General features: G+C 52.6%; 22 protein-coding genes. 9 read left to right on the forward strand and 13 right to left on the reverse strand.

What is annotated here, in order from left to right; genetic code table 11:
* From HGH92_RS00110 to HGH92_RS00125, 4 genes are read left to right on the forward strand one after another with little or no spacing between them, the layout of a single operon-like run.
* Positions 1–1,116, forward strand: coding sequence for a glycosyltransferase family 4 protein (locus HGH92_RS00110; protein ID WP_168868746.1), 1,116 nt, complete (start codon positions 1–3; stop codon positions 1,114–1,116).
* Positions 1,100–1,840, forward strand: coding sequence for an FkbM family methyltransferase (locus HGH92_RS00115; protein ID WP_168868747.1), 741 nt, complete (start codon positions 1,100–1,102; stop codon positions 1,838–1,840). Before HGH92_RS00110 ends, HGH92_RS00115 begins: the two co-directional genes overlap by 17 nt.
* A gap of 41 nt (positions 1,841–1,881) precedes the next feature.
* Positions 1,882–3,279, forward strand: coding sequence for an undecaprenyl-phosphate glucose phosphotransferase (locus tag HGH92_RS00120; protein ID WP_168868748.1), 1,398 nt, complete (start codon positions 1,882–1,884; stop codon positions 3,277–3,279).
* On the forward strand, positions 3,269–4,534 hold the full coding sequence (locus HGH92_RS00125; RefSeq protein ID WP_168868749.1) for a WcaI family glycosyltransferase: 1,266 nt from the start codon (positions 3,269–3,271) through the stop codon (positions 4,532–4,534). Before HGH92_RS00120 ends, HGH92_RS00125 begins: the two co-directional genes overlap by 11 nt.
* Here HGH92_RS00125 and HGH92_RS00130 read toward each other — a convergent pair.
* The 5 genes from HGH92_RS00130 to HGH92_RS00150 form a co-directional block, all read right to left on the reverse strand.
* Positions 4,494–5,234: an FkbM family methyltransferase gene (locus HGH92_RS00130; RefSeq protein WP_247654795.1), complete on the reverse strand. Its 741-nt coding sequence runs from the start codon at positions 5,232–5,234 to the stop codon at positions 4,494–4,496. The two genes, HGH92_RS00125 and HGH92_RS00130, sit on opposite strands and share 41 nt — an antisense overlap.
* Before the next feature lie 357 nt (positions 5,235–5,591).
* Positions 5,592–6,842 carry an NAD(P)/FAD-dependent oxidoreductase gene (locus HGH92_RS00135; protein WP_168868751.1) on the reverse strand — a complete coding sequence of 417 codons (1,251 nt, stop codon included), beginning with the start codon at positions 6,840–6,842 and terminating at the stop codon, positions 5,592–5,594.
* Positions 6,843–6,850: 8 nt separating this feature from the next.
* The gene (locus HGH92_RS00140; RefSeq protein ID WP_168868752.1) at positions 6,851–7,852 is read right to left on the reverse strand and encodes a 4-hydroxyproline epimerase; all 1,002 of its coding nucleotides are present in this window, start codon (positions 7,850–7,852) and stop codon (positions 6,851–6,853) included.
* Between the two features lie 41 nt (positions 7,853–7,893).
* Positions 7,894–9,318, reverse strand: coding sequence for an aldehyde dehydrogenase (NADP(+)) (locus HGH92_RS00145; protein WP_168868753.1), 1,425 nt, complete (start codon positions 9,316–9,318; stop codon positions 7,894–7,896).
* A gap of 9 nt (positions 9,319–9,327) precedes the next feature.
* A complete protein-coding gene (locus HGH92_RS00150; RefSeq protein WP_168868754.1) occupies positions 9,328–10,242 on the reverse strand; it encodes a dihydrodipicolinate synthase family protein in 915 nt (304 codons plus the stop codon).
* Between the two features lie 197 nt (positions 10,243–10,439).
* On the opposite strand from HGH92_RS00150, the gene HGH92_RS00155 reads away from it, so the two are divergent.
* On the forward strand, positions 10,440–11,336 hold the full coding sequence (locus tag HGH92_RS00155; protein ID WP_168868755.1) for an AraC family transcriptional regulator: 897 nt from the start codon (positions 10,440–10,442) through the stop codon (positions 11,334–11,336).
* 73 nt (positions 11,337–11,409) lie between these two features.
* Here HGH92_RS00155 and HGH92_RS00160 read toward each other — a convergent pair whose 3' ends face one another.
* On the reverse strand, positions 11,410–11,850 hold the full coding sequence (locus HGH92_RS00160; RefSeq protein WP_168868756.1) for an Hsp20/alpha crystallin family protein: 441 nt from the start codon (positions 11,848–11,850) through the stop codon (positions 11,410–11,412).
* A gap of 177 nt (positions 11,851–12,027) precedes the next feature.
* On the opposite strand from HGH92_RS00160, the gene HGH92_RS00165 reads away from it, so the two are divergent.
* The gene (locus tag HGH92_RS00165) at positions 12,028–12,474 is read left to right on the forward strand and encodes a hypothetical protein (protein ID WP_168868757.1); all 447 of its coding nucleotides are present in this window, start codon (positions 12,028–12,030) and stop codon (positions 12,472–12,474) included.
* Between the two features lie 6 nt (positions 12,475–12,480).
* On the opposite strand, the gene HGH92_RS00170 is transcribed toward HGH92_RS00165, so the two are convergent.
* The 3 genes from HGH92_RS00170 to HGH92_RS00180 are packed head-to-tail and all read right to left on the reverse strand — an operon-like array spanning position 12,481 to position 15,269.
* On the reverse strand, positions 12,481–13,491 hold the full coding sequence (locus HGH92_RS00170; RefSeq protein WP_168868758.1) for a zinc-dependent alcohol dehydrogenase family protein: 1,011 nt from the start codon (positions 13,489–13,491) through the stop codon (positions 12,481–12,483).
* A gap of 9 nt (positions 13,492–13,500) precedes the next feature.
* Positions 13,501–14,220, reverse strand: a complete 720-nt coding sequence (locus HGH92_RS00175) for a polysaccharide deacetylase family protein (protein ID WP_168868759.1) — start codon at positions 14,218–14,220, stop codon at positions 13,501–13,503.
* Positions 14,221–14,222: 2 nt separating this feature from the next.
* On the reverse strand, positions 14,223–15,269 hold the full coding sequence (locus HGH92_RS00180) for a hypothetical protein (RefSeq protein ID WP_168868760.1): 1,047 nt from the start codon (positions 15,267–15,269) through the stop codon (positions 14,223–14,225).
* Positions 15,270–15,453: 184 nt separating this feature from the next.
* On the opposite strand from HGH92_RS00180, the gene HGH92_RS00185 reads away from it, so the two are divergent.
* Complete coding sequence (locus HGH92_RS00185; RefSeq protein WP_168868761.1) at positions 15,454–16,962, forward strand: DNA polymerase/3'-5' exonuclease PolX; 1,509 nt, start codon at positions 15,454–15,456, stop codon at positions 16,960–16,962.
* A 103-nt stretch (positions 16,963–17,065) separates the two neighbouring features.
* Positions 17,066–17,686 carry a hypothetical protein gene (locus tag HGH92_RS00190; RefSeq protein ID WP_168868762.1) on the forward strand — a complete coding sequence of 207 codons (621 nt, stop codon included), beginning with the start codon at positions 17,066–17,068 and terminating at the stop codon, positions 17,684–17,686.
* Here HGH92_RS00190 and HGH92_RS00195 read toward each other — a convergent pair.
* Positions 17,683–18,507 carry a sigma-70 family RNA polymerase sigma factor gene (locus HGH92_RS00195; protein ID WP_168868763.1) on the reverse strand — a complete coding sequence of 275 codons (825 nt, stop codon included), beginning with the start codon at positions 18,505–18,507 and terminating at the stop codon, positions 17,683–17,685. The two genes, HGH92_RS00190 and HGH92_RS00195, sit on opposite strands and share 4 nt — an antisense overlap.
* Positions 18,508–18,897 carry a winged helix-turn-helix transcriptional regulator gene (locus HGH92_RS00200; RefSeq protein ID WP_168868764.1) on the reverse strand — a complete coding sequence of 130 codons (390 nt, stop codon included), beginning with the start codon at positions 18,895–18,897 and terminating at the stop codon, positions 18,508–18,510.
* A gap of 84 nt (positions 18,898–18,981) precedes the next feature.
* On the opposite strand from HGH92_RS00200, the gene HGH92_RS00205 reads away from it, so the two are divergent.
* Complete coding sequence (locus HGH92_RS00205) at positions 18,982–20,403, forward strand: MFS transporter (protein ID WP_168868765.1); 1,422 nt, start codon at positions 18,982–18,984, stop codon at positions 20,401–20,403.
* A gap of 3 nt (positions 20,404–20,406) precedes the next feature.
* Here the strand turns inward: HGH92_RS00205 and mgtA are convergent, their stop codons facing one another.
* Positions 20,407–22,977, reverse strand: coding sequence for a magnesium-translocating P-type ATPase (mgtA, locus tag HGH92_RS00210; protein WP_211092498.1), 2,571 nt, complete (start codon positions 22,975–22,977; stop codon positions 20,407–20,409).
* 56 nt (positions 22,978–23,033) lie between these two features.
* Positions 23,034–23,870: a universal stress protein gene (locus tag HGH92_RS00215; RefSeq protein WP_168868766.1), complete on the reverse strand. Its 837-nt coding sequence runs from the start codon at positions 23,868–23,870 to the stop codon at positions 23,034–23,036.
* Between the last annotated feature and the right edge of the window lie 3 nt (positions 23,871–23,873).

Here is a 23,873-nt window from a genome sequence, read left to right on the forward strand (position 1 = left end):
ATGAAGATATACCTGGACAATATCGTTTTTTCCATTCAGCAGGCCGGTGGCGTTTCCGCATACTGGCATGAGCTGTTGAAAGGCGTTTGTCACAGCGGGCTGCCGGTGTATATGCTGAATGCCAATAAAGCGTCTGCCAATGTTTTTGAGCGGCAGATAGCGTACCAGCACTGGCCCTGCATCCGGGAAAGTATCCTGCCGCGGGGCTTGTTGCGTTATCTGCCGCTCCGGTACCGCCTTCCCGCCGGCGCCGTTTTCCATGGCGGCTACCTGCGGGTGTCGCCGCAAAAAGATGTGCTGAACATACTCACCGTGCATGATTTCGCACATGAACGGAAGTTGGCCAGTCCTTTCCCCCGCGGGCTTGTCAACATACGGCAGAAAGCATACGGCATCAACAAGGCAGACGGCATCATTTGTATTTCCGACAGCACGCGGCAGGAGCTGCTGCATTTTTATCCGCAGACAGATCCCGCTAAAATCACCGTCATATATCATGGCATCAGCGACGATTTTTTTCCGCATGTGCTGTCCGCCCCTCCCGGGCTGCCGGCGCGGCTCACGCAGCGGCCCTTTGTGCTGTATGTGGGAGGCCGCAATCACTATAAAAATTTCGGCGCCGCCATAGACACGCTGGCACTGCTGCCGCAGGAGTACCAGCTGGTGACCATCGGCGGAGGGCCGTTCAACAAAACTGAGGCGGCACTGCTGCAACAACGGATACCTGGCCGGTACCAGCAGATAGTCGTGGCCAGCAACCGGGAGCTGAACTACCTGTACAACAGGGCTGTGTGTTTGTTGTACCCTTCCGTGTACGAAGGATTTGGATTTCCACCGGGAGAAGCCATGAAAGCGGGATGCCCGGTAGTAGGCTGTAGCCGGACTTCCGTGCCCGAAGTAGTAGGCGACGCAGGACTACTGAGCGCCACGCCACATGCCGAAACATTCGCCGCGAGCATTCGCCTGCTGGAGTCGGACCCGTTCCGGCAACAGATCGTTCAGAAAGGCTATCAGCGGGCCAGCCTGTTTTCATGGAAAAAGACCATCGCAGCAACAATCGGTTTTTATCATCATTGCTGGAACCATAAATTTTCAGAACATGAATATCCTGTTTAGAATGGCGGATGCCGCCAGAGTCATGATCCGCTCGGGAAGGGGGCCCGGAGCCTTCCTTCAGGGAGGCGCGTCCATTGCCTCCACACAGCTGGTCCATAACTGCGGCCACTATATCCGCTCGCTGCACACCATACTGGACGTAGGCGCCAATAAAGGGCAGTTTGCCCTGGCCGTTGCCCACCGTTATCCCCAGGCCCGCATCTATTCTTTTGAACCGGTGCCGGACACCTTCAGCCAGTTGCAGCAACATACCCGGAAAACCCCTGCTATCCGCACGTTTAACTTTGCGCTGGGCAGCAGCAACGGAAGCCTTGAATTCTTCAGCAACGCGTATTCCCACGCCAGCTCAGCCTTGCAGGTGTCCGACAAACAAATACAGCTGCAACCACAGACAGCACATACCCGCAGGATGATGGTCCCGGTAAAACAACTCGACCAGCTGCCGGACCTCCTGCTGAAAAGCCCTACCCTCCTGAAACTCGACGTGCAGGGCTTTGAACAGGAAGTGCTGCGCGGCGCTACTGCCACCCTCCGGCAAATAGACTATCTGTTGTTTGAAACGTCTTTCATCCCCATGTACAACGGAGAACCCCTTTTTGATGAAATGCATCATTTTGTAAAATCGCTCGGCTTTGACTTTATCGCACCGGTGGGATTCCTGCAGTCAGACAACCTGCAGATCCTGCAAATGGACCTGTTGTACCAGAAACAAAATGACCGGTAAAACTCCCGTATGTGATTACCTAACCGAATGAACTTGTGATTATGAAAACCGCGCTCAATGTACCGCTACTGCTCAGGCAATTTATTGACTGCCTGGTACTCACCATGGCCTACGTGGCGGCGCTGGAGACAGTAGGCACCTTCCAGCATCCCGCTCACAGCCCGTCGAACATACCCGTATGGTGCATCAGCCTGATCACCTGGCTTGCTACAGGGCTTTACCTGCACCTGTATGATGATTTTCGTTCCCGCCCCTTTTCCTATGAGTTTATGGCGATCATCAAAACGCTGTTATTGCACATTTGTATCCTTACCTTCACCCTCTTTTATTTCTTCAAGTTTTTCTATTCCCCCAGGGCCTTCATAGGCGTATACAGCGCCTATGTGTTCATTGGCATGATGTTGTCCAAGATAATGATCAAAAAACTCTTCCTGCGCATCAGGATGAGAGGCTACAATATGAAAAATATACTGATCGTCGGAGCAGGGGAAACAGCCATGAATTTTCACAACACCATCGCCACCAACGATCACTTTGGGTATCAGTGCGTGGGCTTTGTCGATAATACGCCTAACCAGGCAATTAACGGGAAATACCTGGGGCCGCTCTCTTCCCTCGGACATATTCTGGAAAACCATGAGATCGACGATGTGGTGCTGGCCATTCCGGAAAGCAGCCGGGAAGAAACGGAAAGCATCATTGTGGCCAGCGAGAAAGCCGCCAAACGGGTAAAGATCATCGCCAGCTGCTATCAGCACTGCACGTCTACCGTGAGCATGAGCCTTTTCGGCTCCTTCCCGGTGATCACTATCCGGTCTTCCCCGCTGGACAATTCCGGTAACCAGCAGTTCAAACGGTTGTTCGACATCTGCTTTACGCTGTTTCTGCTCATCACCTTTTCCTGGTTGTTTATACTGATCGCTATCCTTGTAAAAATTTCCTCGCCCGGACCGGTCATCTACAAACAGGAAAGATGGGGGCTCAAAAACAAAAAGCTGACCATTTACAAATTCAGGACCATGAGGGTGAACAGTGAATGGAACAGCGACGGCAGCTACCGGCTGACCACCCGCAATGACCCACGGGTGACCCGGATCGGTAAGTTCCTACGGCACACCAGCCTGGATGAACTGCCGCAGTTCTTTAACGTACTGAAAGGAGAGATGTCGTTTGTTGGCCCCCGGCCGCATGTAACGCCCATGCACCTGGAGCTGCAGAAAACCGTGCAGCACTATATGCTGCGCCACCTGGTGAAGCCCGGCATCACCGGCTGGGCACAGGTAAACGGCTGCCGCGGAGAAAATGAACGGGTTGACTGGCAACAGCAACGTATCAACCTGGATATCTGGTATATTGAAAACTACAGCTGCTGGCTCGATTTTCAGATCATATTCCAGACAATCGTAAACCTGATTAAAGGAGATAAAAATGCTTTCTAAAAATAATGCGGCCGGCAAACGTGTACTGTTGATCAGTTGTAATTATGCACCGGAGCCCAATGGCATCGGCAAGTACAACGGAGAGCTGATCAACTGGCTGGCGACCAAAGGTTACCATTGCACCGTGCTTACTACATATCCCTACTATCCTGAATGGAAGATCAATGCATCTTATCGTTCTAAGAAGTACTTCTTCTCCCGGGAAATCATCATCGCCGGAAGCAAACCGGTGAAAGTGTACCGCTGCCCGCATTACGTGCCCGCTTTGCCGTCAGGCGGCAAAAGAGTATTGCAGGATTTCACTTTCAGCCTGGCGGCTTTCGGGAAAATGTTGCACCTGTTACTGCAACGACGCTTTGACGCGGTGATCACGATAGCCCCCTCTTTCCATCTGGGACTGCTGGCCACCGCTTATAAATCCCTGCGGAATACGCGCTTTATTTACCATATCCAGGATATGCAGATAGAAGCCGCCGGCAGTCTTGGCATGCTGCGCTCCCCGTGGCTGCTGCAACAGCTGTTCCGGCTGGAAAAGTACATCCTGCGGCGGGCAGACGTGGTTTCCTCCATCTCCCCGCAGATGGTAAACAGCATAGCCGTAAAAGCCTCCCGGGAAGTACAGCTCTTCCCCAACTGGGTAGATGTGGACCGCTACTTTCCACTCGATAACCGTGCGGCCCTGAAGGAAAAATTCGGCTTTTCCGCCGATAACAAAGTGATATTGTATTCCGGCGCACTGGGAGAAAAACAGGGACTGGAGAATGTACTGCTTGCCGCACGGCAGCTACAGCATCGCCGCGATATCCGCTTTGTGATTTGCGGCGACGGCCCTTACCGCCAGCGGCTGGAAGCCCTGGCGGCCGAATGGCAGGTAGAACACGTTACCTTCCTGCCGCTGCAACCGGCATCACATTTCAACCTGTTCCTTAACATGGCCGACCTGCACCTGGTGATACAGCGCGGGCAGGCAAGCGACCTGGTGATGCCCTCCAAACTTACCACCATACTGGCCGTAGGCGGTGTGCCTGTTGTTACGGCCAATGAAGGCTCGGGACTGCACCAGCTGATCAGCCAACACCGTATAGGCATCTCCGTTATAGCGGACGATGCAGCTGCTTTAAGTCGCGCCATAGCAGACGCCTTAGCGGGAGAAACCAGTCACATTGCAGCCAATGCCCGCAGATACGCGCAGGAGCAACTGGCCATCGATCATATCATGGAACGTTTTGAGCGGGAGATTCTACAAGCGCCGTAGCCCTTATAGCAACGATATTCTGGAAGGAGAAAATTTCATAGTGGGCGGGGTTATATTTACCAAGCGGCTGTAGCCCGTCTGGCAACAACCGGTAAAAATGATATCCTGGTAAGAGATCGATAATATCTTTAAAAAATGTACGGGAGATGACATTCATCTCATTAAATTCTATTTGTATCACGTTCACCATACCGGCAGCAATACACTGGCGGGCGCCTTTCAGCACGGGCAGCTCATGTCCTTCCGTATCTATCTTCAGCAGTGCTATTTCATCGATCTGATGGGACTGAACATATTCATCCAGTGTTGTCTGGGTAATGGCCACCGCTTCTGCCACGCCATCGTGCAGCGTTTCAATCACTTCCCGGTACATACTGGCATGTTCGGAACCACCGGCGCCGGAGTAATCATACATCACTGTTTCAGCTTCATGATCGCCGGCGGCCATCCACACCGGTATAAAATTATTTTTTAACGCCGTGGCCTTCAGTTTCTGATAAGCGACAGGATGTGGCTCAAACGCGTAGATGGACAGCTGTACACCATACCTGCGCAGCATTTCGGAGTAGTTGCCCACATTGGCGCCAATATCGAAAACGACACCGGAAGAGAGCATGCGCCGCCGTTTCAGGTAGCGGATAAAAGCCCGCTCCCCCGAAACGCGTTCGTTTTCGTGGTTCTTAATTCCCAATCCCAACATGCTGGTTTTATAAACGATGAGGTGTAGGGGATAAAACAATTTTCTAACAAATAGAAAAACAAACAACTGTTTACAGGCACGACCTATTCTGTGCATATGTTTCCGGTATTAAAGGGTAAAGGATATAGCCATCAATACATCATGAAGATACGTCGTTAATAACGACAAATTTTCATTCATTTTGTTCATTCGGGTCCCCAGGGCTGAAGCCCTGGGCTACGTTTTGTTTCATTTTCTTTTAATGAGGATTCCTTATAAGAAAGGGAGATTTATAAGAGGATGTAAAAAGGAAAAAGCCTTTAAACGGGGTAGTTTAAAGGCTCTCTTTCCTGTTGTTGTTTCATTTTACGCGGGCTTTCACCGCTTAAACCTTTCAGGGTGGAAAGGTTGCAGGTCCATCGATGTTGGCCGGCCGGCAACGAGTTCAGCCACCAGTTTTCCGGTGGCCGCGCCCAGGCTGATGCCCAGCATGGAGTGACCTGTGGCGATTGTCATATTAGGGTAGCGTGTTAAGTTGCCGATATAAGGCAGGCCATCGGCGCTGCAGGGCCGGTAACCATACCAGACCTGGTCTGCCGGAGGAACAGCCATGTCAAAGTCAGGGAAATACCTTTTCACTGAGTCGAAGATGCCCTGTACGCGCCGCATCCGCGGAGGGGTGTGCAACGGCGTGATTTCCATGGTGCCACCGAAGCGGATTTTATGGCCATCAAGCGGGGAGATAGCCACCCTTGCTTCGCTGAGGATGATGGAATGATGTACTTTGAAAGGCGTATTTTCAAATGTTACGGAATACCCTCTGCCCCCTACCATGGGGATACTGAGCCCGATTTCCCTGGCGAGGGCCGCGCTCCACACACCGGCGGCCAGTACTACATGATCTGCCTCCAGTGTGGCGGTGGCTGTGCGGACGCCGGTTATCCGGTTGCCCGTGGCCGCAAACCCTGTCACCTCCTGGTGATGGATAAATTGTACGCCCTGTTTTTCCAGGTATGTTTGCAGGCTACGCATCAGCAGATTCGGATTGATCTGGGAGTCACCAGGGAAAAACACCGCCCCCAATGCATCCAGTTTCATGCCCGGCTCCATTTGCGACAGTTCCCCTCTACTGAGCACACGCGCTTCAATACCCAGTGCTGCGGCATCTTTCACCGTTTCATGCGCGTGATGGGCGTTCTGTTCCGTCTGGAACAGTTCCATCATGCCGACAGGCGCATAGGCAAAATCAAGGCCTGGCACGGATGTCCATGATTCATACAACTGCTTGCTGAGCAGCGCGATATCGCGCAGCGGAGCGGCCGAACGCTCCACATGTTGCCGCGTAGCGCTTTTCATGAATTTCAGGCCCCAGTTGACCAGGTCCCGGTTGAGCGACGGCTGAATATAAAAAGGGCTGGAAGCGTTCAGCATCCATTTAAGCCCCTGCCGCACAATGCCGGGCGTGGCCAGCGGCACAAAGTGGCTGGGACAGATGTAGCCGGCATTGCCGTAAGAGCAGCCCTGCGACATGTCCGAGCGGTCTGTCACGGTGACGCTGTAGCCCGCCTGTTGCAGGTAATAGGCACTGGCCAGTCCGATAATACCGCCGCCGATGATAATTACTTTCATAGTCTGTATCAGATTACCTGTAGTCCGTAAGCATATGGATCGTCTTCCGGATCGATAGAAATAGTATTGTACCCGTACACCCTCGCCCATCCTTCTATACTGGGACGGATGGCCGGCATATTGCCGATGCTCGTTTCCTCTTCTATCCTGCCGGTGAAGCGGGAGCCGATAATGCTCTCATGCACGAAGGCATCGCCGGTTTTCAGTTTGCCTTTGGCATACCATTGCGCCATACGGGCGGAAGTGCCGGTGCCGCAGGGAGAGCGGTCGATGGCCTTGTCGCCGTAGAACACAGCGTTACGTGCGGTAGAAGTGGCGTCCAGTACGGCACCGGTCCACAATACGTGAGAGCAGCCATTGATATTCGGATTGTCGGGATGCACGAAGCTGCGGTTTTCGTTTATCCGTTTGCGTAATTCCCTCGCCCATCCGATCAACTGCGAGGCCGTGAAATGCTCCAGCCCGGGAAAACGCTCCTGTACATCTACGATCGCATAGAAATTGCCGCCATAGGCCACATCTACGGTGAGCGGGCCCAGGTCGGGGCAGTCCACCACAATGCCGGTAGCCGCCAGGTAAGACGGTACGTTGGTGAGCTTTACGCTTTTCACCTTGTTGCCCTGTTGCTGGTATTTTACTTCGACCAGTCCGGCGGGTGTTTCCATTCTCACCCTGCCAGGCGTCTTCGGGTTGATCAGTCCTTCTTCGATAGCGATGGTGATGGTGCCGATGGTGCCATGGCCGCACATGGGCAGGCAGCCGCTGGTTTCGATGAAAAGCACCGCCACATCGTTGGCCGGGTCATGCGGCGGATAGAGGATACTGCCGCTCATCATATCATGCCCGCGGGGTTCAAACATCAGGCCTTTCCGTATCCAGTCAAATTCCCGCAGGAAGTGGTCTCTTTTTTCGCTCATATTGCTGCCTTTCAGGACGGGGCCGCCGCCGGCCACCAGTCTTACCGGATTGCCGCAGGTATGTGCATCGATGCAGAAAAATGTATGTTTCAAGAAGCTGTATTTATTGGTTAATAAAATGGCGGAGCCTAACGTTAACGGGTAAACTGATTATCTACCAACCGCCAGATACCACGCGGATTAGCGGTTTTCAGTTCATCGGGCAACAGCGCCTCAGGGAACTGCTGGAAACATACAGGCCTTACCCAGCGCCGGATGGCAGCGGTACCTACAGACGTGAAACGGGCGTCGGTAGTGGCAGGGTACGGGCCACCATGTATCATGGCCGCACAAACTTCCACCCCGGTAGGGGCCGCATTCAGGATGATGCGGCCGGCGAGCGTCACCTGCACATCAATCACCTCCTGCCATTGCGCGAGGTCTTCTTCCGTGGCCATTACACTGGTGGTCAGCTGCCCTTTCAGGCTTCTGAGCACGGCCAGCAGCTCGGCTTTGTCCTTACATGCCACCAGCAGCGCATGTGGGCCAAACACTTCCTCTTTCAGCGCCGGATTGGCCAGTATGGCGGCGCCGGAAGTCAGGGCCAGCGAAGGGCGTACGGCGCTGGCATCAAAGTCCAGTACCGGCGCGGGAGACAGCGTTACGTCCTGGCTGGCCAGCATACGGCTGCGTCCTTCCAGGAAAGCGCTGTGAATGCCGGGATGCAGCATTTTCTGCGGCGACGTTTTCTCCAGCGCGATGCCCAGTTGTTGCTGGAACGCTGTAAAAGCAGGGCTTTCCAGCCCTATCAGCAATCCGGGATTGGTACAGAACTGTCCGGCCCCGAGCGTGATGGAAGTGGCAAACATATCGGCCAGTTCAGCACTGCGTGTTTCCAGCGCCTGCGGCAGGAACACCACCGGGTTCACGCTTCCCATCTCCGCAAAAACAGGGATCGGAGTTTCCCGCTCCGCTGCATAGGCGCAGAGCGCTTTACCACCTTGTTGAGAGCCGGTAAAGCCAACGCCGGTGGTATTGGGGTGAACGACCAGCTCCTTGCCGGTATGATAGTCGCCGGTGACATGCTGCACGGTGTACGCGGGCATACCGCTTTGTACAATAGCCGCCTGTATGGCTTCAAACATCAGTTGTGACGTGCGCGGGTGCGCAGGGTGGCCTTTTACCACCACCGTAGCGCCGGCAGCCAATGCGCTGGCGGTATCACCACCGGCAGTAGAAAAGGCAAAAGGAAAATTGCTGGCGCCGAAAACCACTACCGGCCCTACCGGCAGCAACATCCGCCGGATGTTAGGCGTAGTATCTATCACCGCTTCCACCCAGCTGCCTTCTTTTATAAGGTCGGCAAACTTCTGCAACTGTGTGGTGGTGCGCACTATTTCTCCGTTCAGCCGGGCCATGGGCAGGTTGGTTTCCTCGCCCGCCGTTTTCACCAGCGCTTCCCGCCGTGCCGTGATCTCAACGCCGATTGTCTCGAGGAAAGCGGCACGCTGCAACGGTGGGATGTTTTTGTATTGCTCGTAGGCTGTGGCAGCCTGCTGCATAATCTGATCTATCTGCATACACGGAAATTATAAAGAGAGATAATCAGGTAAAACCGGACGTTTGGCTACGGCAGTGCGGATCACCTGCAGTATCCTTTCCCTTTCCGCACCTTCGAGCACCAGGCGTGGCGCCCGTACATATTCGCTGCCCAGTCCTACTTCGGCTTCAGCCAGTTTGATAAACTGTACCAGTTTAGGATAGAGGTCCAGCTCCAGCAGTGGCAGGAACCAACGGTAAATTTCCACGGCTTCCTGCACGCGGCCCGCTTTAATCAGGCGGTATATGGCCACTGTCTCCGCAGGGAAAGCATCTACCAGTCCGCCTACCCAGCCATGAGCGCCCAGTACCATCTCTTCAAGTGCTAACGTATCGAGACCGCATAATATTTTAAAACGGTCACCAAAACGGTTGATCATACGGGTAACGTTGGACACGTCGCGGGTGGATTCTTTAACAGCCTGGATGTTAGGCAGTTCCTGTAACTGGTCGAAGATATCGAGGGTGACTTCTATCTTATAGTCCACCGGATTGTTATATACCATCACCGGCAGGTCGGTGGAGGCGGCCACTGTTTTGAACCAGGTGGCTGTTTCACGTTCATCGCTTTTATAACGCATCGGTGGCAGCAGCATGATGCCGGAAGCGCCCCATTTCTTTACCAGCGCGGCCTGTTGCACGGCGTCGCGGGTAGCGCCTTCAGCGATATTGACCACTACAGGTATTTTACCGGCCACTTTCTCAACGGTGAACTTCGTCAGGGTTTCTTTTTCCGCGGTTGTCAGTGTACTGGCCTCGCCGAGCGATCCACCCAGAATGATACCATCGATACCAGCTGCCAGCTGGGCCTGGAGGTTTTTCTCAAACAAAGGCAGGTCCAGTTCATCGGCTGCAGTGAATTTGGTAGTGATGGCGGGAAATACGCCTTTCCATTCGATAGACATGATATTCTTTTTTTTTCCAAAAGTATTCAGGACACCCGCAGTTGGCTTTCCCGATTGTAATCAATTATAACCCGATATTAACCAGTTTTGAAAAAAACAGGGATACATTACCGTTTTTTAACCAGTTCTACTATCAGGATGTTACAATACGGTTAATATTCGTAATATTGGCTCATCCAAGCATAACGGCACCAATTATGAAAGTCTTACAGTTTACCGTACCTGTACCCCTGGATAAAACCATTATCGTGCAAAGAGATGTGTTGCCCTACTTCTATCCGCATCTGCACCGGCACCAGGAAGTACAGCTTACGTGGGTACAACAGGGGGAAGGCACGCTCGTGGCAGACAATAATATGCATGCGTTCCGGCCCAATGATATTTTCTGGCTGGGGGCCAATCAACCCCATATCTTCAAAAGCGACCCCTCCTACTTTGCGCCCAGGAGCCGCAAGAAGATCATGGCACTGGTGATCTTCTTTAATCCTGACGGCAATCTGTCCGCACTGTTCAACCTTCCAGAGATGAAACCGCTGAAAAACTTCATCCAGCAACAGCAATGCGGGTTTAAGGTACCTTCGCTACAAACGCCGGACATCTCCGCGCAGATGCTGCGCATCGCCAACAGCAACGGCCCCGAGCAACTGATGCATTTCGTGGAACTGCTGCGCCTGCTCTCCGGATGCCCGGATATTAGCCCATTGGCCGCAGTGAATAAAAAGGTCACTGTCAGCGATCATGATGGTATCCGCATCGGCAATATCTACAACTACATCATGCACAACTATGAGCACCCTATCACGCTGGAAGACGCTGCCAGTCAGGTACATATGACACCCCACGCTTTCTGCCGCTTCTTTAAAAAACATACCCTGCATACTTTCGTCTCCTTCCTGAATGAAGTACGCATCAATGAAGCCTGTAAAAAACTGACGGACGGAAATTATGATAATATTGCTACTGTAGCCTATACCAGCGGATTCAACAGCATCACCAATTTCAACCGGGTGTTTAAATCCGTTACCGGTAAGTCCCCCAGCGAATATCTCAACAGTTACTTTCAGCATGTGGACAACAACAACAGCTCAAAGTAAAATAAAAAGTGCCACCCTCGTTGAAAGGGCGGCACGCAGGTATTTTTTCGTATATCCGTTATAGTAAGGTCGGTCACTTCACAGGGATCTCTGTATTTTTACCATTCTTTTTAGCGTCTTCGCTTTTGGGTAACCGGATACGTAATACACCATCATCATAATGTGCTTCTATCTTGTCTTTGCTAACCCCTTCCGGCAGATGGAAACTACGGGAAAAGCTGCTGTAATTGTATTCCTGCCTGCTGAACTTTTCGTTCTTTTCTTCTTTTTGGCTTTCAGACTCTGCACTGATGATGAGCATGCCGCCTTCCAGCTCGATTTTAAAATCTGATTTCTTTAATCCCGGTGCTGCCATGGCCAGCTTGTAACTGTCTTTGTCTTCTGTGACATTGACAGCCGGCACAGTCAATGCATGCACACCGTATAAGTCAGTTGCCCAATCTTTCCAGGGACGGAAAAAATCGTCAAATACAGACGGTAGACCTCCACGTTTGGTTAATGTTTGTGTAGCCATAAGTACCTCCTTTTTTAAACAAACCTACGGCGTTCGCAACACGGGAAAAATGAGTTCCGTCAGCATTCAACCTGATTAAAATCAATCTAAACCTGTCTCTGCAATTATAACATTCAGCCCGCCATACCTGTTATTACTTTACAACGATTTTTCATCACCCCGCAAAATAATAACCCCATGACACTCTCAAAGCTGTTGCTATTTGTCCCGTTTATATGGATGCATGCCAACCTGCAGGCGCAGGGAAGCAAAGCCGCCGAAGCCATCCGGCATATCAAAGAAAGCACCAGGGCAAGCCTGGACTCATTGGACAGGGAACAGGAAAAAATGGAAAGTGATGCCGCCCGCCTGAAAAAAGACGCTGTGGCGGACTATAAAAAAGAAAAAGCTTCCATCCAAAAACATGAAGCCAAACTACGGCAAAAAGTAAAAGAAGACACTAAAGTGGCCGATGAAAAATGGGAATCTTTCAAAACATCCGTGGAAAAGGAGTTTAACGAACTACAACAACGCGTACATCATCTCAAGGAAAAAATAAAAAAACAACTTCCGGGAGACAACCATAACCTGCAGGACGAGCCACCTACCGAAAACAACACGCCTCCCACTACCCTGTTGACATAAAGCCTGTTACATCACCAGCACGGCAGCGCCTTTTATCTTACCGTGCCGCAATGCCTGTAATGCCTCATTGGCCTGCTCCAGCGGATAGGTTTGTACAATGGTGGCCACCGGTACATGCTGAATGACCTCCATCAGCAATTCGCCGTCTTTACGCGTGAGATTGGCCACAGAACGAATGACACGTTCCTCCCACAACAACCGGTACGGAAATCCCGGAATATCACTCATGTGGATACCGCCACATACCACCACACCGCCTCTGTCCACCTGCGAAAGCGCCTGTGGCACCAGTGAGCCGTCCGGGGCAAAAATGATGGCGGCATCCAGCAGTACCGGCGGCGCATCGAGTGAACTGCCGGCCCAGGCAGCGCCCATCTTCAGGGCAAAGCTCTCTCCTGCTTTATCGTCCGGCCGGGTGAAAGCATAAATGGACTTGTAATGGTACTGCGCTATCTGCACCAGGATATGCGCCGCTGCGCCAAAACCGTACAACCCGATATGCTGCGCATGTTCCGGCACCATCCGCCAGGAGCGGTAACCGATCAGGCCGGCGCACATAAGCGGCGCTCCGCCGGGATGCACATAGTTTTCCGGGACATGCAAACAATAATCGGCCAGCGCCAGCACATATTCCGCATAACCGCCATTCACGCTGTACCCGGTAAAGAGCGCATGCTCACACAGGTTCTCCTGGTCCATCGAACAATATTTGCAGTGTCCGCAGGTATACGCCAACCATGGCACGCCCACTTTTTCTCCGGGCGACAAGGTCGTCACTCCCTCGCCCAGGGCCACCACCTCGCCCACTATTTCATGTCCGGGTATGAGCGGTAAAACCGGCGCCGGCAATTCCCCGTCGATGATATGCAGGTCTGTTCTGCATACCCCGCAGGCTATTACTTTGATCAATACCTGTCCGGCTGCGGGCGCAGGTACCGGCAACATTTGCAACCTCAGCGGCTGCCCTTTGTTTTCCATGACCATGGCACGCATGGTGGAAGGGATGTTGTGTGTCATACCAAACATTTATTGTGTTCCATACAAGGCCATTTCATGCAGCAGCTGCGCTCCGGACCAGCGGCCGTCTACCATCAGGCGCCGCAGGGTGTACAGCTCCTTCCCCGCTACCGGCAGGCGATTGAGCTGGAAGGCCGCTTTATAGCCCGCCTGCTTCACATGCATGATGATACTGTCGTTGTACGCGCCGAAAGGATAAGCAAAATACCATACCGGCCGGCCCGTGATTTTCTCCAGCTGCTGCCGCGGCGTTACCAGTTCTTTGTTCCAGTCTTTATATCCGGCAGGAAAGGGATGGTCCCAGGTGTGACTGGCCACCACATGCCCTTCGTCTGACAGTGCCTTTACGTTTGCGACCGACAGGTAATGTGGTTTGTTCAGCGTAACTGTCATCACAAAAAACACGCCTTTAAAATGATAGTGTTGCAATAAGGGCGCCGCTACCGAATAATGCACATCATGGGAATCATCGAAGGTGATGATACAGGCGCGCGGGGGAAATGGTTTATGCTGCGCCATCAGGGCCACCATCTCATCGGGCAGGATAGTGTGGTAACCGCTGTCTGAAAGCGTTTTCAGCTGCCGGTCAAACTGATCGCGGTCAATATGCAACAAATCGTTCTTATGCTGTCCCGCGGTGGTGATATTGTGGTAGCACAATACGGGCAACTGCTGAGCGGTGGTTGTCAGTGACAGGCAACAGCACCAAATGACAATGAGCCGTTTCATGGTTATTGATATTGAATGTAAATCGGTCGGGGGAAAAGGCCCAGCACTTCATCGGGCCCCATCAGGTGGCCGCCGGTAGCGATATCTACCTGGTAAAACAGTTTAAATCCGGTGAACTGCACTGGTTGGTGGGCGATCCAGCACCGGTAAGTGTCCTTTTTTTTAGCCACTCCGCCGAAGCCGTCCATGTCCATCACGATCTGTACTTCGGGTTGCAGGCGGATGTTGCGGTAGTTGGTCACCATACCCTGTGTGAAGCGGTGTACCACCAGTATTTTAGGTGGCAGCTGATGTTGCTTCACCAGGTCTGCCAGCCAGGAGCTGGCATAGTTGATATCATCCGCGTCCATAGTGCCGATGACCGAACAGGGAGGCTGGCCATACTTCATGGAATACTCCGGGTCTATGCCCAGATGCACTTCCGGCCGTAGCAGGTATTTTTCCAGCACCGGCAGTTCCTCCTGCAGGGTACTGTGGCCCGGCTGTATATCCAGGAAAACGAGCGCATGTGCGCGGGCAGCGGTCTCCAGTGCATTGCTGATAGCTGATGCCGGCATACGCATCCGGTATTTGCCGTCTTTGCCGGGGTTTCGTTGCGCAGTCACCGCGATGTAGTGAAAAGCCGGCAGCACCGGTGTGGACGTATCTGCCGCCTGCCACATCGCCGCTGTGGCGGCCAGCTGCGCCAGCATAGTATCTACAGGAACGGTACCCAGCACGCCCAGTTTAGGAGTATAAAAATTTCCATAGTAGGCCACAATCCGGTGAAAAGGCAAGAGCGCGCCTGCAAGTGGATAATCCCGTTGATAAGGCCAGCCTGCCGCGGCAGAGTCGTGCAGCAGCCGCAGCATCTTTTGCCGGTACGCCAGTGTATCAACAGCTGCGCTTACCGGACCGGACTTGTTGATGATCACCTCTTTTTCAGGAAAAGCAGCCTTTCCGTAAGTTTCCGGGCGTTCCACTTTAAAATGGTGGGACGGCGTCCACAAAACCCATAGCAGCAATATCACCACTGCAAGTTCCACGGCGAGTTTACCTATGTATTTCATCGCGCTGTTTTATTGTCCTAAACTACCTGCTTTCCGGCATCTCTACAATGACACTACTCATAACAAATATTGACCGTAATCAGTTGTACGTTATCCTGACCATAATCAGCCTGCCGGATAATACCCGTCATATAATGCCGGCCTGAATCCTCCTAATTTAGTAGTGATTAAAACCGGACTAAATATGAAATCTCATCTTAAAAACAGTCCACCCATACCGGCCCCTTTGGCCCCGCTGGGACGTATCCGGGACATCACTCCCCGGGACGTGCAGGCTATACAGCAACAATTGGGCGTCAACAGTATAAAAGACGTGATAACCGCCATTATCAACGGGCGACTGGAAACAGTGGAAGGACTTAAACCGGCGCAGATAAAAAATATCAGGAGGGCGTTCAAACTAAATAAAACCGCCGACAGCCGTGTGCCCCTGTGGGACGCACGCCTGGCCGGAGAAGAACTGCTGCGGGCGCTCTGCCAGTTCCCGGAAGTGGAAAAGGCCACGCTCACCGGCAGCCTGCGAAGGAGCAAAGACACCATCGGTGATATCGATATATTACTGCAACTGAGCGAAGCCGATCACCGGAAACTGCTCTATAAAATTGCCCGGATGGCGCAAACAGAGCGCATCATCGCTACAGGTCCCCATCATATTTGCCTTATACTGCGCAACCAGCTTCAGGCCGATATCCGGCTCGCCACCCGCAAATACTTTGGCGCCAGCCTGCTTTATTATACCGGATCTACGCAATACGGTGACAGCCTGAAAAGCATGGCCGCCCAAAAAGGCTTCCGCCTGGGCCCACTGGGACTGGTAGACATGCAGACCGGGGAATATGTGGCCGGGGAACAGGAAACAGATATCTACCATCAGCTGGGTATTGGTTACCTGGAACCGGAACTGCGGGAAGACCACCAATCCATGGCGGCCCTTCAGTCAATTCCGCCGCTGGTGTCCTTCAGCCAGTTGAAAGGCGACATGCAGATACACACCAACTGGAGCGATGGCACAGAAAGTATCGCCGGCATCGCCAGATACCTGTCACATACCTTTCCGCATTACCAGTATATCGTTATTACCGACCATGTCTCCGCAAAACGGCCTAACCACGTGCTGCCCCCTGCGGACGTTTTCAGGCAGGCGGCGGAAATAGACCGTATCAATGACCAGATGGGGTTTGGGTACATCAAAAAAGGCGTGGAGACAGACATACTGGAAAACGGGGAACCTGAACTGGCCCCGGAAGTGCTGCAGCAGTTTGACTGGGTCATTGCGTCCATCCACACCGATTTTACCAGGGACAATACAGACCGGCTCATCAAAGCCTGTGAAAATCCGTATGTTCATTGCATAGGCCACCCCAGCGGCAGAATGATCGGTATGCGGCCTCCTTATCCGGCAGACTGGAACGCTGTGTTTGACGCCGCCGCCCGCACCGGTACCGCATTGGAAATCAACTCGCGGCCCAACCGGTTAGACCTGAATGATGAGCTGGTACGCAAGGCCGTACGCAAAGGCGTAAAACTGGTCATTAACAGTGACGCCCGTACGCTTTCCCATTTTGATTTTGTGAAACTGGGCGTATCCATGGCGCGACGCGGGGCCTGCAGCAAAAAGGATATTCTTAACACCGGCAGCTGGGAAGATATTGAAGCGTTTAAAGCCGCTAAACAACAGTTGTTACGGTCATAACCATGTTTGTTATTTTTCCCCTTCGGGGGATGATAAAAAAATATTTTACCTGATCTGTCACAAAAAGTCCACGATGTCTGTCCCTGGTGAAATGGATTTTTTTATGACTAAAAGCACAGTTACAGTTTACACCAAAGCGGGACATTACTGGTCAGGCCTTACCCTGGCAGTATACATCAGTTTTCATCTTTTTAACCAGCTGGCATCTCTTGTGGGAGAGCATGCGCATATCGCTGTGATGCAGGCTTTCCGCAGCGTATACCGGCATCCGGCAGTGGAGGCATTGTTGCTGGCGGCGGTAGCCTTCCAGGTGATCACCGGACTGCTGTTGATTTTTACGCGGCGGCGAAGCACCCCGGCAGAGAAAATACAGGTTTATTCAGGGTTGTACCTTTCTTTCTTTTTGCTGTTTCATGTAGGCGCGGTATTGTATGGCCGCACACTGGGGCTGGACACTAATTTCTATTTCGCGGCAGCGGGGCTGAACATTCATCCGGCCACTTTCTTTTTTATACCGTATTACTTTTTTGCGGTATCCGCTATTTCGCTGCACGTGGCCGCCATACACTATATCAAAACCGGTTCCCTGCGCTGGTCACGGGCCATTGCCGTTACCGGGCTGCTGGCGGCGGCACTGATCATAACCGGCTTTACCAATGGTTTCCGGTGGCGGCACATGCCACCGGCCAATGAGCAGTTTATCCGGCAGTCTTTTGGTGGTTAACGGAGCTTATCGGGGTTACGCACAAAATAAACGGTCTGTACGCCTTCTTCGTCCACAGACACGAGTATGACGGTATCCACGGCACCGGCGGCATCGTAGCAGATGAGGCCCGGCTCGCCGTTGATGGTGGTCATGCTGTAGGCGAGCTTTTCGTTTTGTTTGGCGTATATCCCCAGGAGGAAAGCTGCAGCGGTGGCACGGCCTATCAGCGGCACCTGCGCAGCTGTAGCTTTTCCGCCACCGTCTGAATAGATGGTAATATCTTCTTTCAGGTATGTCATGAGCCTGGCGGTGTCCCCGCTGCTGCATGCCTCCAGGAATGCGTGGAACAGGGCTGTGCGTTGTTCGTCCGCGGGCGCGTAACGCCGCCTGCCCGCTGCAATCCTTTCTTTGGCACGGTGAAACAGCTGCCGGCAGTGGTCCTGCTCCAACGTGAGGATGGCTGCTATTTCGCCATAGTCATAACTCAGTGTTTCCCGCAGGATAAATACGGCCCGCTCCAGTGGGTTCAGTGTCTGCAATAAAATCAGCAACGCAAATGAAATATCCCGGTCATGGATATACGAAAAACGTTCCTGGAATAAAGGCGAAGGCAGATCGATGCCCGGGTAAACGGTCTTCTTACGGGCTTCCAGCAGGGAGAGGCAGCGATGCATCACTGCCTTGACGAGGTAATTTTCCGGGTTCGCAATAGTTGTCGCGTCCTGCCGGGAATACGCCAGGAATACGTCCTGCAGGATATCTTCTGCGTCCATGGCGTTTTTTGTCATCTTATAAGCAACAGCGAACAGGGTGGGCTTATACTGGTCGAATGCCGTCATCTAACAATTTTTAGGCCCCTGTAAAGCATGGTATTCATCGCCCCAGTCACACAGCGCCTGAATAGTGGGCACCAGTTTTATACCGATGGCGGTGAGTTTATATTCCACGCGCGGTGGTGTTTCAGCGTATACTTTCCTTTCGATAATACCGTCGCGCTCCAGTTCACGCAGCTGCATCGTCAGTGTGGCATGGGTGATGTCTTTCATTTTGTTGCGCAGCTCACCGAAGCGCAGGGGGCATCCCTTGCGGATGGCGTTAAGCAGCAGCAGCTTCCATTTTCCACCGATCACCTTCATGGCTTTTGTCATGGCACAGTTATTTTCTTCTTCCCATATGCCTTTCTCCGACTGTGTATCTAACTGACTATCATCAATAGTATTTTTTTTCATACCAGGTATTATTCTTTAAACTACTTGTTACAGTTCACTGTCCGCCTCAACTTTGGCAGCAATAAAGTTAACAAATTGGACATTATGAACAGACTACAATTGAAATGGCTCTCGCTCCTGATCGTATCTACCTCGGTATTTCTGGCTGTCATTGACATCTTTATTGTGAACGTTGCGTTGCCTTCTATCCGTCAGGGCGTGCAGGGCAGTGAATCCGATATGCAGCTGATCATTGCGCTGTACCTGCTGGGATATGCCGCGTTCCTGATCACGGGCGGAAGGCTGGGCGATCACTATGGCAGGAAAAGGGTTTTTATCGTGTCTATGCTGGTGTTTACGTTCAGCTCCCTGTTGTGCGGCATGGCACAGACGGCATGGCAGCTGAATGCGGCCCGGTTCATCCAGGGCACCAGCGCCGCCTTTATGATACCACAGGGCATCAGTTACATACATATTCTGTTTCCCGAACACAAAGAACGCATTAAAGCGCTGGGCATTTACGGTAGTATTGCCGGCGCCGCCTCCGTGATCGGCCAGTTCCTCGGTGGCTTGTTACCGGACGTGCATTGGATGGTGGAAGGCTGGCGGTTGTTGTTCCTGATCAATCTGCCACTGGGACTGGCAGCAGCGGCATTGGCGGGCCGTTATCTTCAAGATACGACGCAGCACCGGGAAGGCCGATTTGATGTCAGCGGCGTAGCATTGCTCACCGTAGCGCTGTTTGCCCTGGTATATCCGTTGATCCGTGGCCGTGAGTTAGGATGGCCGTTGTGGAGCATTTTGTCGCTCGCCGGGGCAGTGGCCGTACTGCTGCTTTTCGGCTATGACCAGCAGCGTAAGCTGGCAGCGCAGCAAAACCCGCTGATCAACATCCGGTTGTTTTCCTATAAAGATTTTAACATCGGGCTGTGTGCCGTATTATTTTATTTTATGGTACAGGACTCCTATTTCCTGATCAATGCCATCTTCATGCAAACCGGATTGGGATATAGTTCCTCTGAAACGGGCATCCTCTTTGTGTTTCAGGGCGTAGGCTACGTAGTGGCGTCACTGTTATCCATCCCTTTGGTGAAACGTTATGGTAAAAGAGTGTTACAGGGCGGTGTGCTGATCATGATCGTATCCCTGCTGATGCACCTGGTGTTTTTCCGCACTGCGTCCATGCCGAAAGCCGTGCTGTTGGCCACGCTTTTCTTTTATGGCACCGGTTGCGGCTCCGTATTGCCTTCCCTGCTGACCATGGCGCTGAAAAGCATCCCGGTGCATTTTGCCGGTGCGGCTTCCGGTACTTTCTCCACTTTCCAGCAAACAGCCGTGGCATTGGGTATTGGCGTTACCGGCGGTATCTTTTTCAGCCTGTTGGGCGATGCCCCTTCTCCTGCTGTTTATATGAACGCCTACCAGGTAGCCACCGCCGTCAATATCGGGTTTCTCGTCCTGGTAAGCATCTTCCTGTACATCCTGCCCGAAGGGCAGCAGGCTATAACGGAAATGGCCATACATTAATAATCAGGCGGGTTTCTTTTCATAACGACGGTAAAACCAGTTCTTCACCAGTTGCGTCAGTGCCACGTAAGCCACCAATATCAGCGCCAGCCAGCCCCAGTAGGCTGCCGGCAGCGGCACAAAACCAAACGTTGCCGCCAGCGGGGACACCGTGAGCCAGGCGCCCACCAGCACAATGGCTATAGAGGTAAGCGTGAGCGGCCAGCTGGCCCTGCTCTGGATAAAAGGGATACGGTTGGTACGGATCACATGAATGATCAGTGTCTGTGTAAACAGGGATTCGACAAACCAGCCGGTATGAAAAAGCGCGGGATTATGCCAGGCATTGAAACCGTAAAGCAGCAGGAAAAATGTAACATAATCGAAAATGGAGCTGATAGGCCCTATCACCAGGATAAAGCGCCGCAGCTCCCCTACCGTCCACTTACGGGGCTTCACCAGCCAGCCGGCATCTACATTATCAGTCGGAATGGCTGTTTGTGAAAAATCGTACAGCAGGTTATTGATCAGTACCTGTATGGGCAACATCGGCAGGAATGGCAGGAAAGCGCTGGCGCCCACTACACTGAACATATTGCCGAAGTTGGAACTGGCCGCCATGCGGATGTATTTGATGATATTGCCAAAAACACGGCGGCCCTCTGCCACCCCCTGCTCCAGTATCAGTAAACTGTTTTCCAGCAGGATGATATCTGAAGCTTCCTTGGCAATGTCCACGGCGGTATTCACGGATATGCCCACGTCAGCGGCCTTCAGCGCCGGCGCATCATTAATACCGTCGCCCATGAAACCGGTCACATGGCCGTTCTGCTGGATGGCTTTGATGATACGCAGCTTATGCAGGGGCGCCAGCCGCGCAAATACATGATAGTTCAACACATCAGCCGCCAACTGTTCGTCCGTCATCTTTTCTATCTGCGGGCCGGTCAAAATACGGTCGGCATTCACGCCTACTTTCCGGCAGATGTAAGTCGTAATTGTCTCATTGTCCCCTGTCAGTATCCTGACATCCACTTTCAGGGTGGCCAGCTTTTTCAGCGCTTCAGAAGCTGTGGCCTTGGGCGGGTCGAGGAAGGCGAGATAACCGGACAGGACGAGGCCTGTTTCATCCTTTGTACTATATACCGGTTCATCGGGCGCATCTGGCATCCATTTGTACGCCAGCGCCACCACCCGGAACCCTTGTGCGTTCAGCGCAGACACCCGTTCAATGCAATGTTGCCGTTGCTCCGTCGCAATGGCGGTTACCTGGCCGTTGACCTCCATCTGCGTACACTGTTCCATCACTCCTTCCACCGCGCCTTTACAGATGAGTATATTCTTCCCTTCCTTATTTTCCAGTACCACCGACATGCGTTTACGCACAAAATCGAACGGGATTTCATCTATTTTATGAAATGACTCCCGGATCTGTAAGGCAGCCGCCAACTCTTCATGATCAAGGATCGCTTCGTCCATGAGGTTTTTGAGGCCGGTATGATGATAACTGTTCAGGTAAGCGTAGTCCAGCACCTTCTGGTCGGTATCGCCTTCCGGATTGAGGTATTGTTCCAGCACGATGCGGCCTTCCGTCAGCGTGCCGGTTTTATCGGTGCAAAGGATATCCATGGCGCCGAAGTTCTGGATGGCGTTGAGCTTTTTTACGATCACTTTTTTACGGGACATGGCCATGGCGCCTTTAGAGAGGTTCACCGTCACGATCATGGGCAGCATTTCAGGCGTAAGCCCTACCGCCACTGACAACGCAAACAAAAATGCTTCCAGCCAGTTATGCCGGCTCAGGCCATTGATGATGAATACGGCAGGCACCATCACGATCATGAAACGGATCATGAGCCAGGTGAAACTGTTGATGCCTTTATCGAAACTGGTCACTACCTGCTGGCTGTTGATATGTGCCGCCAGGGCGCCAAAATCGGTATCTTCCCCGGTATGCACTACCAGCGCTGTAGCAGAACCGCTTTCCACGTTTGTGCCGAGGTAACAGTTGTTGTTACTGAAGGCCGTATCGCCCGCTATAGTTCCCGGGACCGCCGTTTTTTCCACCGGCAGGGATTCACCGGTGAGCACCGCCTGGTTGAGGAAAAGATCTTTGGCATTCAGCAGCCTTACATCTGCCGGTATCATGTCTCCGGCGCCGAGGCGGACGATATCGCCCGGCACCAGCATTTTCAGCGGCACTTCCTGGTCAGTTCCGTTACGGCATACCGTTGCGTGCGTGCTCACCAACGCCTTGAGTTTTTCAGCGGCTTTGTCTGCCCGCATCTCCTGAACATAACGGATAGCCACGCCTAATATCACCATCAAAAAGATGACAATAGCAGAACGGACATCGGCGGTCAGCAGGGAAATAAGTCCCAGTATGGTCAACAGGATCACCAGCGGGTTTTGCAGGCTTCGCCACAGCCGCCGCCAGGGCGATAGTGGTTTTTCTTCCTTTACTTCATTCAATCCAAACCTGTTCCGCCGCCGTTCCGCCTCTTCTTCAGATAACCCTTCAGGCAGAAATCCGATCGCCTTTTTTATGTCGTCCAGTGGAAGCTCCATCAGGCCTCCGGTCTTATGGTTGCTCATCAGGTAATGATTGCAATAATAACAGCGGATACCGCCCGTCTGTTCTGTTATGGTAGCTAGGGATGTGTAATAAAAATGGGAATATTCACTGTGCGCAACACATTTTCAGCATCGCTGCGGTGAAAAAAGCGGGACACGCCGCTGCGGCCATAGGCGCCATAGGTAACAATACAGTCGTTCCGGCGGATCAGGTAGGCCAGAAAAGCTGTGGCCGGATCACCGGTCAGCACTTCCGTGGTCACCTGGTCATAGTGCAGGGACAGATAGTTAATGATTTTCTCTTCATGAGGGATGTGATGATGTCCCTTTTCTTCCACATACAGCAGTTTAACCGGGATGTTGCTGCATTCCGGAAACAGCGTTGTAAACGTCCGGATAGCATAGGTAGAAGAAAAAGTGCCGTTGTAAGAAAATACAATCTCCCTGATGACAGACAATTCACCGGGCATCACCATCACAGGGCATTCCGCACCGGCCAGTGTTTCTGTTACAAAGCGGGTGGGGACCGTGTCGGGCAAACTGCCAAAGGAGGTGTCCGCACTAAGCAGCAACAGGTCTGCAAACCGGCTTTCCTTTACGATTTCCTGTACCGGGTACCCGTTGGTTTCCACAATCCTGAGACCGATAGCACCTTCCGCGCAGGCGTCTTCCAGCTTGCGGATATTGGTGGTACGCTGCCATTCCAGGGCGGCCCTGCCTTCAGCGGTGATCTGAGCGTAATTGATCGCATAACATTCAGGGTACATGCTGGTCATAGGGGCCATTTCCGCGGAGAAATTATCCAGGCATATGATCGTAAGCCGCGCGTCCTGTTCCCGGGCAAAATAGCGGAAGGTGGCCAGCTGGGACGGTGAAAAATGCAGGGCATCTACCGCAGCAATCATCTTTTTCATGGT

Origin of the sequence: Chitinophaga varians, from assembly GCF_012641275.1 — a bacterium.
Classification (GTDB): domain Bacteria; phylum Bacteroidota; class Bacteroidia; order Chitinophagales; family Chitinophagaceae; genus Chitinophaga; species Chitinophaga varians_A.

Coding starts and splice junctions, on each gene's coding strand:
- mgtA (WP_211092498.1), bottom strand. CDS start 22,977: ATGAGCAACCATAAGACCGGAGGCCTGATGGAGCTTCCACTGGACGAC.
- HGH92_RS00190 (WP_168868762.1), top strand. CDS start 17,066: ATGACTAAAAGCACAGTTACAGTTTACACCAAAGCGGGACATTACTGG.
- HGH92_RS00170 (WP_168868758.1), bottom strand. CDS start 13,491: ATGACACACAACATCCCTTCCACCATGCGTGCCATGGTCATGGAAAAC.
- HGH92_RS00115 (WP_168868747.1), top strand. CDS start 1,100: ATGAATATCCTGTTTAGAATGGCGGATGCCGCCAGAGTCATGATCCGC.
- HGH92_RS00175 (WP_168868759.1), bottom strand. CDS start 14,220: ATGAAACGGCTCATTGTCATTTGGTGCTGTTGCCTGTCACTGACAACC.
- HGH92_RS00135 (WP_168868751.1), bottom strand. CDS start 6,842: ATGAAAGTAATTATCATCGGCGGCGGTATTATCGGACTGGCCAGTGCC.
- HGH92_RS00185 (WP_168868761.1), top strand. CDS start 15,454: ATGAAATCTCATCTTAAAAACAGTCCACCCATACCGGCCCCTTTGGCC.
- HGH92_RS00155 (WP_168868755.1), top strand. CDS start 10,440: ATGAAAGTCTTACAGTTTACCGTACCTGTACCCCTGGATAAAACCATT.
- HGH92_RS00195 (WP_168868763.1), bottom strand. CDS start 18,507: ATGACGGCATTCGACCAGTATAAGCCCACCCTGTTCGCTGTTGCTTAT.
- HGH92_RS00150 (WP_168868754.1), bottom strand. CDS start 10,242: ATGTCTATCGAATGGAAAGGCGTATTTCCCGCCATCACTACCAAATTC.
- HGH92_RS00110 (WP_168868746.1), top strand. CDS start 1: ATGAAGATATACCTGGACAATATCGTTTTTTCCATTCAGCAGGCCGGT.
- HGH92_RS00120 (WP_168868748.1), top strand. CDS start 1,882: ATGAAAACCGCGCTCAATGTACCGCTACTGCTCAGGCAATTTATTGAC.
- HGH92_RS00130 (WP_247654795.1), bottom strand. CDS start 5,234: ATGTTGGGATTGGGAATTAAGAACCACGAAAACGAACGCGTTTCGGGG.
- HGH92_RS00160 (WP_168868756.1), bottom strand. CDS start 11,850: ATGGCTACACAAACATTAACCAAACGTGGAGGTCTACCGTCTGTATTT.
- HGH92_RS00125 (WP_168868749.1), top strand. CDS start 3,269: ATGCTTTCTAAAAATAATGCGGCCGGCAAACGTGTACTGTTGATCAGT.
- HGH92_RS00200 (WP_168868764.1), bottom strand. CDS start 18,897: ATGAAAAAAAATACTATTGATGATAGTCAGTTAGATACACAGTCGGAG.
- HGH92_RS00205 (WP_168868765.1), top strand. CDS start 18,982: ATGAACAGACTACAATTGAAATGGCTCTCGCTCCTGATCGTATCTACC.
- HGH92_RS00215 (WP_168868766.1), bottom strand. CDS start 23,870: ATGAAAAAGATGATTGCTGCGGTAGATGCCCTGCATTTTTCACCGTCC.
- HGH92_RS00165 (WP_168868757.1), top strand. CDS start 12,028: ATGACACTCTCAAAGCTGTTGCTATTTGTCCCGTTTATATGGATGCAT.
- HGH92_RS00145 (WP_168868753.1), bottom strand. CDS start 9,318: ATGCAGATAGATCAGATTATGCAGCAGGCTGCCACAGCCTACGAGCAA.
- HGH92_RS00180 (WP_168868760.1), bottom strand. CDS start 15,269: ATGAAATACATAGGTAAACTCGCCGTGGAACTTGCAGTGGTGATATTG.